This is a genomic window from Bacillus sp. 5mfcol3.1 (assembly GCF_900114335.1).
GTDB classification, from domain to species: Bacteria; Bacillota; Bacilli; order Bacillales; family Bacillaceae_G; genus Bacillus_A; species Bacillus_A thuringiensis_S.
The window spans coordinates 126832-142467 of sequence record NZ_FOST01000001.1; the positions used below are offsets into that span (position 1 = coordinate 126832).

Below are 15636 nucleotides of genomic sequence, written 5' to 3' on the forward strand. Positions count from 1 at the left end.
ACTTTAATCATCGAGAATATTTTCATTCTCGATGATTATTAGTTTTCAGCGATGTTAATTTTAATAAAATGAAACTTTTGAAAGATAGAAAGGATCGTTATTTGTGAAACAAGTAAAGTTTATACATGCGGCTGATTTGCATTTGGATAGTCCGTTTAAAGGAATGGAGATGAATGTTGCGCAGTCTGTTTGGGAGAGAATGAAGCAAAGTACGTTTGAATCATTTGAGCGTATTGTTGATAAAGCGATTCAAGAGCGCGTTGATTTCGTATTACTAGCTGGGGATTTGTATGATGCGGAGACGAGAAGTTTGAGGGCGCAAGTGTTTGTGCGTGAGCAAATGAAGAGACTTTCGCAGTACGATATCCCTGTTTTTATTATTCACGGTAACCATGATCATTTAGGAGGAAGCTGGGCAGCGATTGAGTTTCCGGAAAATGTTCATGTGTTTACGGAGCCTTACGTAGAAGAGAAATCATTTTATAAAAATGGTGAGCTATTAGCTTCTATTTATGGGTTTAGTTATTTGCAGCAAGCGGTAACGGATAATATGACAGCGCAGTATATGAAAATGGGTGATGCGCCTTTTCATATTGGAATGCTTCACGGAAGTGTGGAAGGAGATGCAGAGCATAATCGCTATGCACCGTTTCAAATTCGTGAATTGAAAGAAAAACAGTTTGATTATTGGGCTCTTGGCCATATACATAAACGTGAAATTTTATCAGAAGAGCCATACATTATTTATCCAGGAAACATACAAGGTCGTCATCGTAAGGAAGCAGGCGAGAAGGGTGCGTACCTTATTGAACTTACGAAACAAGGAACGCAGTGTTCATTTTTCCATACGGCAGATGTTGTATGGGATGAGATCGAGGTTTGTATTGATGGACTTGAAACTGTTGATGAACTTATGACGAGCATGTCAACTGCGATGAATGATTACCGAAGAGAAGAGGAAGGGACGCTTTTAACTGTCGTATTCACAGGGCAGGGCCCACTTTCTCCTTATTTGCGTGACGAAAAGCGTGTGGAAGAGATTTTTCATATTTTAGCATCTGGCGAAGAGCGAAAAGATTTCGTATATGCAATGAAGTGGAAAAATGAGACGGTTTCTTTTGCGGAAATCGAACGTTTGAAAGCGGAAAATCATTTCGTCGGTAGTGTGCTAAAGGAGCTAGAAGCTTTCACAAATATGGACGGCGTGTTGCGCACCATTTGGACATCTCCTGTAGCGCGTAATAGTATTGAATCTTTTACAGAAGACGAGAAGAAAGAGATTCAAAAGGAAGCAGAAAATATTATTTTAGAACAATTATTCCAGCAAGAGAGGGATAAAAAATGAGAATTGAAAAACTCCATATTTATGGATACGGAAAATTAGAAAATGTGGAAATGGATCTTTCCTTGCTGACGGTACTATACGGTGAAAACGAAGCGGGGAAATCGACAATTCGCTCGTTTATGAAAAGTATTTTGTTCGGTTTTCCGACGAGAGGACAGCGCCGTTATGAGCCGAAAGAAGGCGGGAAGTATGGCGGTGCGCTGACTGTGCAAACAGAGCAGTACGGCCGTTTGAAAATTGAACGATTGCCAAAGACGGCAGCTGGCGAGGTGACCGTTTATTTTGAAGACGGGAAAACGGGCGGCGAGGAAATTTTAAACGATATATTAAGCGGGATGAATGAAAGTTTATTTGAATCGGTCTTTTCATTTGATATGCATGGTCTTCAAAATATTCATCAGCTCGGCGAAGCGGATATTGGCAATTATTTATTTTCGGCAAGTGCAGTCGGAAGCGACGCGCTATTACAGTTAGATAAAAAGCTAGAAAAAGAAATGGATCAACGCTTTAAACCGAGTGGGCGTAAACCGGAAATTAACGTGTCACTGCAAGAGATGAAGAAGCTTGAAGAGAAGATGAAAGAGTGGCAAGGGAAAATTGGCACGTATGAAAAACAAGTCGAGCAATTAAAAGAAAGTGAAGAGAAACTTGCTTCTGTTCGCGGAGAGAAAGAGAGTGCAGAAAAGCGAAAGCAAGATTATGAAATATTAGCAGCGCTAGAGCCACTCGTTATTGAAAAACGTGCGCATGAGAAAGTGTTAGAAAATGAGAGCGGGCAGTTTCCTGTAAACGGAATGGCGCGCTATGAAGCGATTAAGGCGAAGATGGAGCCGCTTCAGTTACAAGTTGATTCGCTCCACAAAAAAATAGAGACAGTGCAATCGGAAATTGTCTCGATTCAAATAGATGAAGAGTTTTTACGAAAAGAAAGTTATGTAGAAGAACTTCGTATGCAGCATTTATCTTACGAAAATGCACGCCAAGAAATGCGTGATATGACAGGAAGTATTGCGAATATAAAAGAAGAAATTGCAGAACTAGAACAACAAATTGGTGCTACTTTTGAAAAGGAAGCGGTTCTTGCGTTTGACATGAGTTTGGCAACGAAAGAATTAATTACGCAAACCGTGCAAAAGGCACGTGAATTAGAAACGCAAAAAGCACAGCTTGATGATCGTTTTAAAGTAGCGCAAGAGCAATTAGAAGAACAAGAAGAAAATATAAGACAGATTCAGAAACAAATGTTAGTTGATGAAGAGCGAAATACGTTAGTTGAGAAAGAGAAATCGTTCCAAGACGCGGCGTTTATCGGTATGGATGCAGAGAGAATGAAGCGCAAGTATGAGGAAAAAGCAGGAGCGGCTATGCAAAAGAAAAAGCAGTGGCAAAGAATTTGTCTTCTGTTACTTCTTATTAACACGCTTGTTTTATTCACGAGTTTATTTATTGATAACCGCCCGCTCTTATTTATTAGTGTTATTGTTTTTGTAGGGATTGTCCTTGCTCTTGTTTTATATAAAGATCCATCAAGCGGATTACAAGAAGAGCTTCTTACTCTTCGGCAAAGTGCTGGCGGGAGACAAAGTGAAGAAGCGCTGTCTGTGCGCTATCAGTTAGAAAAGGATGAAGAAATTCGTAAGCTATTTGAGCGTGAGTCTTATAAATTGCAGCAAATGGAGCGAGCTTATGATAAAGTCGTTTCATCGTATGAGGAATGGGAGAGAGAAACGTTCCAGGCGGGAGAACAAGTAGATGCATATAAAACGCGCTATATGTTCCCAGAATTTTATACGTATGCGCACATATTGCCGGCGTTTGAGCGTATGGAAAAAATGCAGCAATTATATCGTGAATTAGAGAAGCAAGGCACACGAAAATCTTCATTATATGAAATGATTTCGCAATTTGAACATAAACTAGAAACTGTTATCGGTAGTGCGGAGTATAGTAAGTTGTATGAGGCGCAAAGGCTTATGCAAAATGAGAAAGAGAAGAGACAAACTTGTAAGCAGCTGAAAGAGAAACTGGCGGAATGGCAAGAAGAATATGAGTTTATGAAAGAACAATTAAAGCAATTGCTAGTAGAACGAGACAGTTTATGGCATATTGCAGATGCTACAGATGAAGAGATGTTTTTAGAAGCAGGTAAACTAGCGGGAAAACGTGAAGATGCTGAGAAACAAGTAGTGCGTTTATTACCGCAAATTGATCTGTTAGAACAGCGTTTAAAGAGTTTATCATTAGCTGAACATTACGAAGCTGACGGTTATGAAGAGAAATTAAAGAGAGAAATTACAGTCGTGCAAAACTGTCTGGCGCAAGAGAAAGAACTGACAGAGCGCATTGCGAAACATCGTATGGAAATTGTGAATTTAGAAGAAGGTAGTACGTACGGCGATTTAATGCATGAATGTGAAATGAAAAAAGCGCAATTGCGTGAACAAGTGAAGAAATGGGCTGCTTATGCGGCCGCAAAAACGGTGTTAACGAAAACGAAGCAATATTATCATGAAGTGCATCTGCCTCGTATTTTACAAAAATCAGAAGAGTATTTCGTCTATTTAACGGGCGGACGCTATAGTAAAATCTTTTCACCGTCAGAGGCGGAGCCGTTCATTGTTGAACGTAACGACGGTATACGTTTTTACAGTCATGAACTAAGCCAAGCGACAGCGGAGCAGTTATATTTAGCGCTGAGATTTGCACTTGCGAAAACATTTGAACATGATTACCCATTTATTATTGATGATAGTTTCGTGCACTTTGATGCGGTAAGGACGGATCGAACGATTGAACTAATAAAGGAAATCGCAAAAGATAGACAAGTCATCTTCTTTACATGTCATGCGCATTTACTCGCGTATTTTACAGAAAAACAGATTGTAAAATTAACACATAAGCGTAAAGAAAATGAGTTGTGATATGCTATACTAAAAGTAACTGATTTGGTGGAGGAATTCGAATGAAAAAGAAAATTGCAGAATATGAAGTTGGTGAACAAGTCGATGTTTTCTTGTTAATTAAAACAGCGACAAAAGGTCTAGCAAGTAATGGAAAGCCATTTTTAACAGTAATCTTACAAGATCCAAGTGGAGATATTGAAGCGAAGCTATGGGACGTATCACCAGAAGTTGAGAAACAATATGTAGCAGAAACAATCGTTAAAGTAGCTGGTGATATTTTAAACTACAAAGGACGTATTCAATTACGTGTGAAACAAATCCGTGTTGCGAATGAAAATGAAGTAACAGACATCTCGGATTTCGTAGAAAAAGCACCAGTGAAAAAAGAAGATATGGTTGAGAAAATTACACAATACATATTTGAAATGAGAAATCCGAACATTCAACGTCTAACAAGACATTTGTTAAATAAGCATCAAAACGAATTTTTAGAATATCCAGCAGCGACAAAGAACCATCACGAGTTCGTATCTGGACTAGCTTATCACGTCGTATCGATGCTAGATTTAGCGAAAGCTATTTCAAATCTATACCCATCATTAGATAAAGACTTACTATATGCAGGCGTTATTTTACATGACCTTGGTAAAGTAATTGAACTATCTGGCCCAATTTCTACAACGTATACGTTAGAAGGAAACTTACTAGGCCACATTTCTATCATGGTGAACGAAATCGGTAAAGCAGCAGACGAATTGCAAATCGATGCAGAAGAAGTATTAATTCTTCAACACATCGTCCTTTCGCACCACGGAAAAGCAGAATGGGGTAGCCCAAAACCACCATTAGTAAAAGAAGCAGAAATTCTGCACTACATCGATAACCTAGATGCAAAAATGAACATGATGGACCGCGCATTAGGACGCACAAAACCAGGTGAATACACAGAGCGTGTCTTTGCACTTGATAATCGTTCGTTCTATAAACCGACGTTCCATAATTAAAAGTGTGAATAAAGTGGCCTCATTAAGTTTTAAAAGCTTAGTGAGGCTGTTTTCTTTATTAAAAATTAAATGAAATAGTTAAGAAGTACGCATGGGATTAACGAAGAACGATTAAAACATATCTCACCACTAGAATGGGAGCATATCAACTTTAATATGGCAGATACTTAGAATCGCTTCAGCCTGTATAACAGGCCTAAAAATAAGAGTTGAAACTTGTTTAGCATCTATTTTTGTTAAAAGGTGGGAGAATTGTGCTATGATGTGGGCAAATATAAAACTATCTAAAGGAGGGATTTACATGCCGCATATTGTGTTTCGTGGAATTACTACTGAACAATTAAAACACATAAGCAAGCCATTAGTAGAAGAGCTCGCAGAGATTTGTGAGTGTGGTACGGATAATTTTACGTTGGAACTACCAAGTTCTACGTTTATATTCAATGGAGAAGAAATAGAAGCGTTTCCTCTTATTGAAGTGAAATGGTTCGAGCGTGGACAGGAAATTCGTGATCGATTTGCCAAGGCCATTACTACATATGTAATGGATTTTGGACTTCCAGAAGTAGAGGTTGTATTTACGGTTTTCACAGAATCAGCGTATTATATTAACGGGAAGCATTGTGCAAGTTAGAGATATTATAAATGTTTTTGTAACATTTATCCCGCATTAACGGGCAGTAAGACCCCCACCTCAAAATTCAGCGGAAGCAAAGAAGTTAGGTGGGGGATCAACTGTCCGTAAAAGCCCGATTGGTTCAACTAATAATCAGTGGGGGATGAACAAAACCCCCACTGATTAAAGTTTCACTTTATAAGGGATAGAACCACATCGCTATCAAGCTAACTAGACAAAATATCCTCTAAAAAGAGAAAGGCGTTATTCTTTCTGAGAAATCATAGGAAAGGATAACGCCTTTATATCAATTTTAATATAATCGATTCACTTCTTTATAAAAAGTTTGGTTATTTTATTGAAGCTTATTCCACAAACACACTCGTTTGTTCACTTTTTTACTGTTTGAAAGCCATACTTTTTATATTGATTCATTTATTGGAAAAACAGAAAGTTTTAAACTCTCTCTATTACATATTTATTTTTGGAAAAATAGCCTAACTCCAAATACTAATAATACTGTGCCAGTAATACCCTCTATTGTACGGTTCACCTTTTCTTTTCTTAAAAAAGTTCTTAATTGACGTATTAGAGAGATATAAAGTAAATACCATATTGCTGTCAAAGTCGTAAATGTGAATCCCAACAAAAGAAATTGGAAGAAATGACTTTGATTACTCACAATAAATTGGGGTAGAAAACTAAGGAAAAATACAGCCGTTTTTGGGTTTAAGATTGCCGTGGTAAATCCTTGTCTAAAACTTTTAACCGTTCCAATATCCTTAGAGTTTATTTCCACTGAACCTGACATATCTTCTTTTTTAGAAAAGGCACTTTTAATTGACTTTACAGCTAAATAAATTAAATAAAATGCCCCAGCATATTTTATTAATGTAAATAGCATAGCAAATTTCATTAAGATAGCAGAGAGTCCTAGTGTAGCCATTATTGTATGGATCATCATTCCAGATACCGTTCCTAAGACGGTCTTTATCCCACCATTTCTACCATGAGAGATAGTGTTTTTTGTAACTAAAGCAAAACCGGGACCAGGCATCATTATAATAAGGAGTGCTGTAAGGATAAATAGCATATAATTTTCCATGTTATGGTATTTCCTTTCTGATTTTTAGTTTCGCTTATAGTATAGCTTTTTTCCTTAAAACATTAAATATAAAAAGTGTGATCAGGATAGTATCATAAACTTTCAAGGAGTTGTAATTGAATTATAGAGGGCTTCACTTGAATAATGTTCTTCTGTAAATGAGCGTTTTTTAATTACTTTTTCTCGGAACACTCTTAATTTTCTTTCGTTTATCGAGGGTATTAGTATCAACTTGACCAAACATTATCCCAAAACTACATTTAACATTTACGAAAGCATATTCGAATAATCATTCATTAAATTTCTTATCAATCAACAAAAATTAATTATCATAAGGAAGAGGTACGTGAACTTCTATTTAAGAAATTACTTATTCTTGAAAAAAATGAATTAACTCCCCATAAATAATTGTAAAGATATAAAATTCTATAATTCCCTCGGAACAAAAAAAGTTGTCTTTTATAGCAACGAAGTTCATTTTTATCGTTTTTGGGTAGTGTATTCTTGTTAGCTTGATAGTGATGTGACGCTATCCAGAAATTAATGATTTTACACCCTAAATGTTATTTAACAAAAAAATCTTGAATTCGAGATTTTTCACTTGCTTTTCAATCACTTGAGGTGTAAAGTGATAGTAACGAAAGCGATTGAGTCATATGAAAAACATACACTCAGTTGTTTTCGATTAAAAAACAAAGTAACTTATACAGTAAAAACTAAGATGAATTTACAAAAACATAATTAAGAATAAATTGAAAAGCTAAAAACCATATTAGTTGTGGGAAATGTTATTTTTTTAGTTATCACTTGACTAGTAAAACGAAACGGAGGAATAACCAATGTATAAAATTAAAGGGCATCATCACATTTCAATGGTTACGAAAAATGCAAATGAAAATAATCACTTTTATAAAAACGTGCTTGGCTTGCGTCGTGTGAAAATGACAGTAAACCAAGATGATCCGTCAATGTACCACTTATTTTATGGAGATAAAACAGGAAGTCCAGGTACGGAATTATCATTTTTTGAAATTCCATTAGTAGGAAGAACATATCGCGGTACGAATGCGATTACTCGAATTGGATTACTTGTTCCTTCAGAGGATAGCTTGCATTACTGGAAAGAACGCTTTGAAAAATTTGATGTGAAACATAGTGAAATGACAACATATGCAAATCGTCCTGCTTTGCAATTTGAGGATGCTGAAGGTCTTCGCTTAGTACTACTCGTTTCAAACGGGGAAAAAGTAGAGCACTGGGAAACTTGGGAGAAATCAGAAGTTCCTGCAGCGCATCAAATTCAAGGAATGGGTTCTGTGGAAATGACCGTTCGTAGACTTGATAAAATGGCGAGTACACTTACAGAAATGTTTGGTTATACAGAGGTTAGCCGTAGCGAAGAGGAAGCAATTTTTCAATCCATTAAAGGAGAGGCTTTTGGAGAAATCGTTGTGAAATATTTAGATGGACCTACTGAAAAGCCGGGCCGAGGGAGTATTCACCATTTAGCAATTCGTGTGAAAAACGATGCAGAGCTTGCCTATTGGGAAGAACAAGTGAAACAAAGAGGCTTCCATTCTTCAGGAATCATTGACCGTTTCTACTTTAAAAGCTTATATTTCCGTGAATCAAACGGAATCCTTTTTGAAATTGCGACAGATGGACCAGGATTTACAGTTGATGGAGATGTGGAACATTTAGGAGAAAAACTTGATTTACCACCGTTCTTAGAAGATCAGCGTGCAGAGATTGAAGCGAATTTAGCACCTATTGAAGAGAAGTAATAGGAGAGAAAATATAAATTAAAAAACATTGGAGGAATATACTAATGAACCAATTAAAAGGAATTCACCACGTTACAGCGATTACAAGTAGTGCAGAAAAGAACTATGAGTTTTTCACTCACGTTTTAGGAATGCGTTTAGTTAAGAAAACAGTAAACCAAGATGATATTCAAACGTATCATTTATTCTTTGCAGATGATAAAGGTAGTGCAGGAACAGATATGACATTCTTTGATTTCCCAGGTGTTCCGAAAGGAGTACACGGTACAAATGAAATTTCAAAAACTTCATTCCGTGTTCCGACTGATGCAGCATTAGAGTATTGGGTGAAACGCTTTGACCGTCTTGAAGTAGAACATACAGGAATTAAAGAGCAATTTGGTAAGAAAACTCTTTCTTTCGTTGACTTTGATGACCAACACTATCAATTAATCTCAGATGAACTTGATAAAGGAATCGAATCAGGTACACCATGGCAAAACGGGCCAGTACCATTAGAATACGCAATTACTGGTTTAGGACCTGTATTTATCCGTATTGCAAACTTTAGCTTCTTCAAAGAAGTGTTAGAAAAAGTTCTATTATTTAAAGAGGTTGCGCAAGAAGGGGAATTCTATTTATTTGAAGTGAACAAAGGCGGAAACGGTGCATCTGTTATTGTAGAACATAATACAGTTCTTCCTGAAGCACAACAAGGTTTTGGTACAGTGCACCATGCGGCATTCCGCGTAGAAGATCGCGCTGTATTAGAAGAATGGATTGAGAGAATCAGTAGCGTAGGACTTCCTTCATCTGGATATGTAAACCGTCACTTCTTTGAATCATTATACGCAAGAGTTGCACCACAAATTTTATTTGAATTTGCAACAGATGGCCCAGGGTTTATGGGAGATGAGCCATACGAAACACTTGGCGAAAAATTATCTTTACCTCCATTCCTAGAGCCAAAACGTGAAGAAATTGAAAAATTAGTTCGTCCAATTGATACAGTGAGAAGTACGAAGGAATTTATTAAAGAGTAAAAATAGAGATAATAAGTAGGAGAGCAAGTAGTTTTAGCGGAGTGCTGGAACTGCTTGCTTTTTATTTGTCCTGTTAAATTTTCTGACAATTGTTTCTCAAGTTATTAAAAAGGAAAAGTTTGGTATAATCAATTAAAATATTTAATTTTCTGATAATTATTTTTCAATACATAGAAAAGGAGTGGTAATATACAATTTTGATAATTGTATAAAAATCCTAATTTTGTAATTTTGGAGAAAAGGGGATGCGAGTGTATGGGAGCAGATGTAGTAACGCGGGAGCAAATGAAACATTCTTTAGATGATTGGTATCGTGTAATGTTGCAGCAAAATATAGAGAAAGCTACGGAAATGAAAGAGGAGATTGAAAGTAAGATTAGTGGTTTGGACGTGGATCAGGATGTATTGCTTTATCATGCGTTGTTGAATTTTAGATATGATGCATTAGTTGATTGGATTGGGGTTAGAGAAGATAGTTTTGATAAAGTGGAATCTTTCGAAATTCCAACAGAGGGCTTTTTAGCTTATTATTATCACTTTTTTAAAGGGTTTCATTGCACATTAATTTCAAATTATAACGAAGCGAAAGAACAGTATGAGCAAGCTGAGAAGTTATTGAAATATATTGCAGATCCGATAGAACATGCGGAGTTTAATTATCGGATGGGGAATTTCTATTATCAAAAATATGACCAAGTTCATGCAATAGATTACTTGAATAGGGCAAAAACAGCATTTTTACAATATCCAGGCTATGAAATAAAAGTAGGATTATGTGAAAATGCTTTTGGACTATGTTGTGTAGACATAGATCACTATGAATTAGCGGAAGAGAACTTTAATTCTGCTATGGAAGTATTGCAAAAAGCAGATCAAAAAAAATATATGCTAATGGTTCGGCATAATTTAGCTTGGCTTTATGCTAGTCAAAATCTTTCAGAATTAGCGATTCGTCATATATCTGAGGTGACCAAAAATTACCCAGAACACTTTAAAGCCTTGTTTGTAGAAGCACATGAACATTACAAATTAGGACAATATAACTTAGCGAATCCAATTGTTGAAAAAGGTTTAAATATTTGTGTTGATTTAGGGGAAAAAGAATTTCAACATCGGTTTAAAATTTTGAAAGAACTCAATGGAAAATCTTCAGTATCAATTATTGAAGATGTAATTTTAGAAGGAATTTCTTATTTTGAGAGAGAAAGATTATGGGATTGTATTCAAGAATACACTGAAATTTTAGCACTGAAATTTTATGAATTTGATGATCATGTTAAGGCAAGTAAATATTTTTATATGAATAATAAGGCTCAAAAAAATATATTGGAAAAGGGAGCGTTAAAATAATGAAGAAATTTCGTTTGGCTATTGTTGGGACTGCATTAGTAGGGGTATTATCAATTGGGTTCAATAGTTCTTTTACAAATCAAGCTGTAAATATTGGTGACACAGGAGGGGCACCAGCAAGACCAGACTACGTTAATATTGGTGACACAGGAGGAGCACCAGCAAGACCAGACTACGTTAATATTGGTGACACAGGAGGAGCACCAGCAAGACCAGACTACATTAACATTGGCGACACAGGCGGAGCACCAGCAGATAATAGAGGCGACGGCGGAGTAAGCCAACTATAATAACAAAGAAAGGGACTTCAACATGAAGTCCCTTTTTCTATTTTCAGGCCATGCAGAGAAAAGAATTGACTTACTTTAAATGTGTAACTATAATAGTTACATAATAACCATTAGTAATAGAAATGAGTTATATTTTTTTAGTATAATTGTAACTGTCTCAGTTACAATTAAAAAGAGAACATAAAACAACCAAAAAATGTAAAAACTTTAAATAGAAACAAGAGAAAGGAGACGGGAACTTTGAAACGGTTTAAGTTTTATATGATTAGCGGTATTGTGCTCGTTTTGTTAATTGTTTGTAACTTCGTTGAGAAGCCGATTGCGAAGGTTGGAGAAGTGAAAGATACTGTTATGATGAAGCTGAATACGAAAGAGAGTATGGCGCAAATTGATGGGCAAACGATTTATTTTAAACAAATTGGTGAGGGGAAACCTCCGTTACTTATGTTTCACGGGTTTGGTGGTTCTTCTGATGGGTTTAGTGATATTTATCCAGAACTAGCGCGAGACCATACGATTATTGCGGTTGATATTTTAGGGTTTGGGCGTTCTTCTAAGCCAGTTGATTTTCAGTATTCGTTTCCTGTGCAAGTGAATTTATATTATAAGTTAATGAAGAAGCTCGGATACGATCAGTTTGCGGTGCTTGGCCATTCGATGGGCGGAGAGATGTCCCTCAATTTAGCGTATTTATATCCGGATGCAGTAACGCATCTCATCTTGGCGGATGCTACAGGGATAGAGTCTTTCCAGCAAAAAGAAAGTTATGAAGTACCACCGCTATCGACGGACTTACAAACTGTAACCGAGATTACGAAGTATAATAAAAATGAAGTGAAAAATAGTCGTGATGATAAAGAGCATTATGATCAGCTTACGAAAATGAGAGAGCGCCGCATCGCGATGGAAGCCGATAAGATTAAGGTGCCGACTTTAATTATATGGGGACGACACGATAAGAGCGTTTCTTGGAAAAATGGTGAACTGTATCATGGGCTATTTGCAAATAGTACGTTTCATATTATTGAAAAAGGATACCACGCACCGTTTCGTCAGGAACCAATTGAGTTTATGGAATATGTACAAGCATTTTTCGCGAAGCATCCACAATAAAATTTTAGGTATAAATCCACTTCTTTCCTCATAGAGTGAAACTAATAAGGCTTGTCTAAGGAAAGGAATGAAGTGATTTGGAAACTTTACCATGGTGGGTGTATCTTGTAATTGTCGGGATTGTACTAAGTGGCTACATGGTTTTATATACTTCGAAAAAAGAGCAAGATATGGATAATGAGTTTATTGAAAAAGAAGGCGAAGTATATATGAAGCGTTTAGAAGAAGAGCGTGAGAAACGTAATCAGGAAAGTGATAAAGATTCGGTATTGCTTTAATAGAAATTTTGAAAGGTTACCACCTAGTAGGATTTTACATCTCGGTGGTAGCTTTTTTTCTTCTGCGGGAGCAGTATATGTTCATCAAGCTAAGGTTATATTAGTTTAATTTTACATGTATAAGAGAGTCATCATAAACTTTTATTGATGGTATTTATATATTTTTTTACTCATAAGAATGGAACTAGTGGGGATTTTACTGGGGGGGATTAACAATGCATAGGGATGAAACTTCATTACATCCGGATACAGGTGTTACATCTGTAATGTTTGTTGAGCGTTCATTAAATGAAATTCGTTTTTGGTCTAGAATCATGAAGGAGCATTCTTTTTTTCTTCGTTTAGGATTTAGGTGCGAGGATACTCAACTAATCGAAGAGGCGAATCAATTTTATCGATTGTTTGAACATATTGAACAAATAGCGCATTCCTATACAAATGAAACAGATCCTGAGCAAATAAAAAGATTTAATGCAGAAGTACAACAAGCCGCAACTAATATTTGGGGATTTAAAAGAAAAATTTTAGGATTAATTCTCACATGTAAATTGCCAGGACAAAATAACTTTCCACTTTTAGTTGACCATACAAGTAGGGAAGCTGATTATTTTAGAAAACGTTTAATACAATTAAATGAAGGTAAATTAGATGCGCTTCCTGATGCTATTATTAAAGAAAATGTTTTCTTTTTACGGATTATGGCAGACCATGCTAAATTTATTGGCCATCTTCTTGATCCATCGGAAAGAAAGCTTGTAGATACAGCGCGGAATTTTAGCAATGATTTTGATGAATTGATGTATCAAGCAATTGACTTAGAATCTATGAAACCACAATCCCAAACAGCCCCTCTTTTAGATCAATTTTTAGATCAAAATCGTGTGTCGGTTGCATCTCTTCGGGATTTTAAGAAAACAGCACGTGATTTAATTGAGCAATGTAAAATAAAGAGTATCATTCATCCCTTATTAGCAGACCATGTTTTCCGTGAAGCTGATAGATTTCTTGAAATCATTGATATGTTTGATGTTCATCTTACAAATATTCAATCACAACCTAGATATTAGAAGATAAGGAAAGATAGTATTTTACTTTCGGTTGAGAAGTTAACAATTTATTGTTAGCTTCTTTTCATTGTTGTTAAAATTTTCTTTTCGTTTAGTAAATTTCCTTTTAAAGACTACATAAATCCCTTTGATCGAATATGTGATTATTTGTAAAACAGTACATGTGGAAATATTATAAATATGTAAGAAGTATACGGATGTTAGATTTTAATAAATTATTCGAGGGAAATTTACTAATTAAGTATATTAACTTGTTTGCACTAAATTTTACAGGTTTTTTTAATAGTTTTAATTTAATTTCTTCATTATCTTTCCAGGCGCTGTTCATACTATTATAAGCTGAGAAATGAACAAAACGATAATGATAGGCAGATGATGTAACTGTAACCATCCAAAGCCCTATTCATACACTATGATGGAGGCTTTTTACTTCATAACCGGATGAAAAAGGAGTGTAATCATGAAGAAACGTACTGTTAATGAAGCGGGAGGGAATGTGCCACAACCAATCCGCAGCGACGGAGCAGGTGCGATTGATTCTGGACCTCGTAATGTTATGCGGGATATTCAAAATCCGAATATGCTTGTTCCGCCTATAACGGATGCAGGGTTAGTTCCTAACTTGAAGTTTTCATTCTCGGACACTTCTATGATTTTGAAACAAGGCGGGTGGTCTCGGGAGATTACTGCTCGGGAACTACCGGTTTCGACGACGATTGCGGGAGTAAATATGAGTTTAACGGCCGGTGGAGTACGAGAACTACATTGGCATAAAGAGGCAGAATGGGCGTATATGCTTTTAGGACGGGCGCGCATAACGGCTGTTGATCAAAATGGACGGAATTTTATTGCTGATGTTGGACCAGGTGATCTTTGGTATTTTCCGCCTGGTATTCCGCATTCCATTCAAGGATTGGAACATTGTGAATTTCTACTCGTTTTCGATGATGGGCATTTTTCTGATTTATCTACTTTAGCTATTTCCGATTGGTTTGCGCATACGCCAAAAGAAGTGTTGTCGGCTAATTTCGGAGTGCCTGAGAGTGCTTTTCGTTCTATCCCTTCAGATCAAGTTTATATTTATCAAGGAGAGGTGCCAGGTTCGCTTGAAAGTCAGGAAATTCAATCGCCGAAAGGAGAAGTTCCTTTAACATTTAAACATGAATTGTTAAAACAAAAGCCGATTAAGACACCTGGTGGTAGCGTTCGAATTGTAGATTCTACAAATTTCCCTATTTCCAAAACAATCGCAGCAGCGCTCGTTGAGGTTGAGCCTGGTGGAATGAGAGAACTTCATTGGCACCCGAATAATGATGAATGGCAATATTATTTGACAGGGGAAGCGAGAATGACTGTGTTTCTTGGAAATGGTACCGCTCGTACATTTGATTATAGAGCTGGCGATGTCGGATATGTACCGTTTGCGACGGGGCATTATATTCAAAATACAGGTACCGAAACATTATGGTTTTTAGAGATGTTCAGAAGTAATCGTTTTGAAGATGTATCGTTAAATCAATGGATGGCACTGACTCCTAAAGAAATAGTGGAGAGTAATATACATGTTGGCCCGCAAGTAATGGATTCCCTGCGTAAGGAGAAGAGGCCTGTTGTGAAATATCCGGGGTTTTCATATAGTCCGAAAAATGATGAGTAAAAATGAAAATTTGCGTTATTCTTTCTGGAGACTGATAAGAAGGGATGGCGTATTTTTTATGCCTAATCTAGTCTTTATTAGTATCCGTTCTTTGTATTATTG

General features: G+C 36.4%; 13 protein-coding genes. 12 read left to right on the top strand and 1 reads right to left on the bottom strand.

The genetic code is table 11. The annotated features are described in order from the left end of the window. The first annotated feature begins 103 nt into the window (after nucleotides 1-103). The 4 genes from BM089_RS00670 (at nucleotide 104) to BM089_RS00685 (ending at nucleotide 5886) form a co-directional block, all read left to right on the top strand. Nucleotides 104-1345, top strand: coding sequence for a metallophosphoesterase family protein (locus BM089_RS00670; RefSeq protein ID WP_090975720.1), 1242 nt, complete (start codon nucleotides 104-106; stop codon nucleotides 1343-1345). Further along, nucleotides 1342-4266 (top strand): ATP-binding protein, encoded by a 2925-nt coding sequence (locus BM089_RS00675; RefSeq protein ID WP_090975723.1) that lies wholly within the window; start codon nucleotides 1342-1344, stop codon nucleotides 4264-4266. Before BM089_RS00670 ends, BM089_RS00675 begins: the two co-directional genes overlap by 4 nt. A 41-nt stretch (nucleotides 4267-4307) precedes the next feature. Further along, nucleotides 4308-5252: a 3'-5' exoribonuclease YhaM gene (gene yhaM / locus BM089_RS00680; protein WP_000726652.1), complete on the top strand. Its 945-nt coding sequence runs from the start codon at nucleotides 4308-4310 to the stop codon at nucleotides 5250-5252. 301 nt (nucleotides 5253-5553) lie between these two features. Then, nucleotides 5554-5886: a DUF1904 family protein gene (locus BM089_RS00685; protein ID WP_023521344.1), complete on the top strand. Its 333-nt coding sequence runs from the start codon at nucleotides 5554-5556 to the stop codon at nucleotides 5884-5886. Nucleotides 5887-6346: 460 nt separating this feature from the next. Here BM089_RS00685 and BM089_RS00695 read toward each other — a convergent pair whose 3' ends face one another. Further along, a complete protein-coding gene (locus BM089_RS00695; protein ID WP_000433006.1) occupies nucleotides 6347-6973 on the bottom strand; it encodes a LysE family translocator in 627 nt (208 codons plus the stop codon). Between the two features lie 839 nt (nucleotides 6974-7812). Here BM089_RS00695 and BM089_RS00700 point away from each other — a divergent pair. The 8 genes from BM089_RS00700 to BM089_RS00735 all read left to right on the top strand — a co-directional run bounded on the left by BM089_RS00700 (nucleotide 7813) and on the right by BM089_RS00735 (nucleotide 15534). Next, nucleotides 7813-8757, top strand: a complete 945-nt coding sequence (locus BM089_RS00700) for a ring-cleaving dioxygenase (protein ID WP_090975725.1) — start codon at nucleotides 7813-7815, stop codon at nucleotides 8755-8757. A gap of 44 nt (nucleotides 8758-8801) precedes the next feature. Then, complete coding sequence (locus BM089_RS00705; RefSeq protein ID WP_001072577.1) at nucleotides 8802-9779, top strand: ring-cleaving dioxygenase; 978 nt, start codon at nucleotides 8802-8804, stop codon at nucleotides 9777-9779. Between the two features lie 255 nt (nucleotides 9780-10034). Beyond that, nucleotides 10035-11129, top strand: coding sequence for a response regulator aspartate phosphatase (locus BM089_RS00710; RefSeq protein ID WP_090975727.1), 1095 nt, complete (start codon nucleotides 10035-10037; stop codon nucleotides 11127-11129). After that, nucleotides 11129-11419, top strand: coding sequence for a Phr family secreted Rap phosphatase inhibitor (locus BM089_RS00715; protein WP_090975729.1), 291 nt, complete (start codon nucleotides 11129-11131; stop codon nucleotides 11417-11419). Before BM089_RS00710 ends, BM089_RS00715 begins: the two co-directional genes overlap by 1 nt. 240 nt (nucleotides 11420-11659) lie before the next feature. After that, a complete protein-coding gene (locus BM089_RS00720; protein WP_139213190.1) occupies nucleotides 11660-12532 on the top strand; it encodes an alpha/beta fold hydrolase in 873 nt (290 codons plus the stop codon). A gap of 77 nt (nucleotides 12533-12609) precedes the next feature. After that, the gene (locus tag BM089_RS00725; protein WP_000449225.1) at nucleotides 12610-12810 is read left to right on the top strand and encodes a sporulation YhaL family protein; all 201 of its coding nucleotides are present in this window, start codon (nucleotides 12610-12612) and stop codon (nucleotides 12808-12810) included. A gap of 215 nt (nucleotides 12811-13025) precedes the next feature. Continuing rightward, on the top strand, nucleotides 13026-13877 hold the full coding sequence (locus BM089_RS00730; RefSeq protein ID WP_000554478.1) for a DUF2935 domain-containing protein: 852 nt from the start codon (nucleotides 13026-13028) through the stop codon (nucleotides 13875-13877). A gap of 460 nt (nucleotides 13878-14337) precedes the next feature. Next, nucleotides 14338-15534 (top strand): oxalate decarboxylase family bicupin, encoded by a 1197-nt coding sequence (locus tag BM089_RS00735; RefSeq protein WP_000747514.1) that lies wholly within the window; start codon nucleotides 14338-14340, stop codon nucleotides 15532-15534. The last annotated feature ends 102 nt before the right edge of the window (nucleotides 15535-15636 follow it).

What these genes read in the sequence shown, in the direction of transcription:
- BM089_RS00715 (WP_090975729.1), top strand. Translation starts at nt 11,129, where the DNA reads ATGAAGAAATTTCGTTTGGCTATTGTTGGGACTGCATTAGTAGGGGTA.
- BM089_RS00730 (WP_000554478.1), top strand. Translation starts at nt 13,026, where the DNA reads ATGCATAGGGATGAAACTTCATTACATCCGGATACAGGTGTTACATCT.
- BM089_RS00735 (WP_000747514.1), top strand. Translation starts at nt 14,338, where the DNA reads ATGAAGAAACGTACTGTTAATGAAGCGGGAGGGAATGTGCCACAACCA.
- BM089_RS00695 (WP_000433006.1), bottom strand. Translation starts at nt 6,973, where the DNA reads ATGGAAAATTATATGCTATTTATCCTTACAGCACTCCTTATTATAATG.
- BM089_RS00700 (WP_090975725.1), top strand. Translation starts at nt 7,813, where the DNA reads ATGTATAAAATTAAAGGGCATCATCACATTTCAATGGTTACGAAAAAT.
- BM089_RS00685 (WP_023521344.1), top strand. Translation starts at nt 5,554, where the DNA reads ATGCCGCATATTGTGTTTCGTGGAATTACTACTGAACAATTAAAACAC.
- BM089_RS00705 (WP_001072577.1), top strand. Translation starts at nt 8,802, where the DNA reads ATGAACCAATTAAAAGGAATTCACCACGTTACAGCGATTACAAGTAGT.
- BM089_RS00675 (WP_090975723.1), top strand. Translation starts at nt 1,342, where the DNA reads ATGAGAATTGAAAAACTCCATATTTATGGATACGGAAAATTAGAAAAT.
- BM089_RS00710 (WP_090975727.1), top strand. Translation starts at nt 10,035, where the DNA reads ATGGGAGCAGATGTAGTAACGCGGGAGCAAATGAAACATTCTTTAGAT.
- yhaM (WP_000726652.1), top strand. Translation starts at nt 4,308, where the DNA reads ATGAAAAAGAAAATTGCAGAATATGAAGTTGGTGAACAAGTCGATGTT.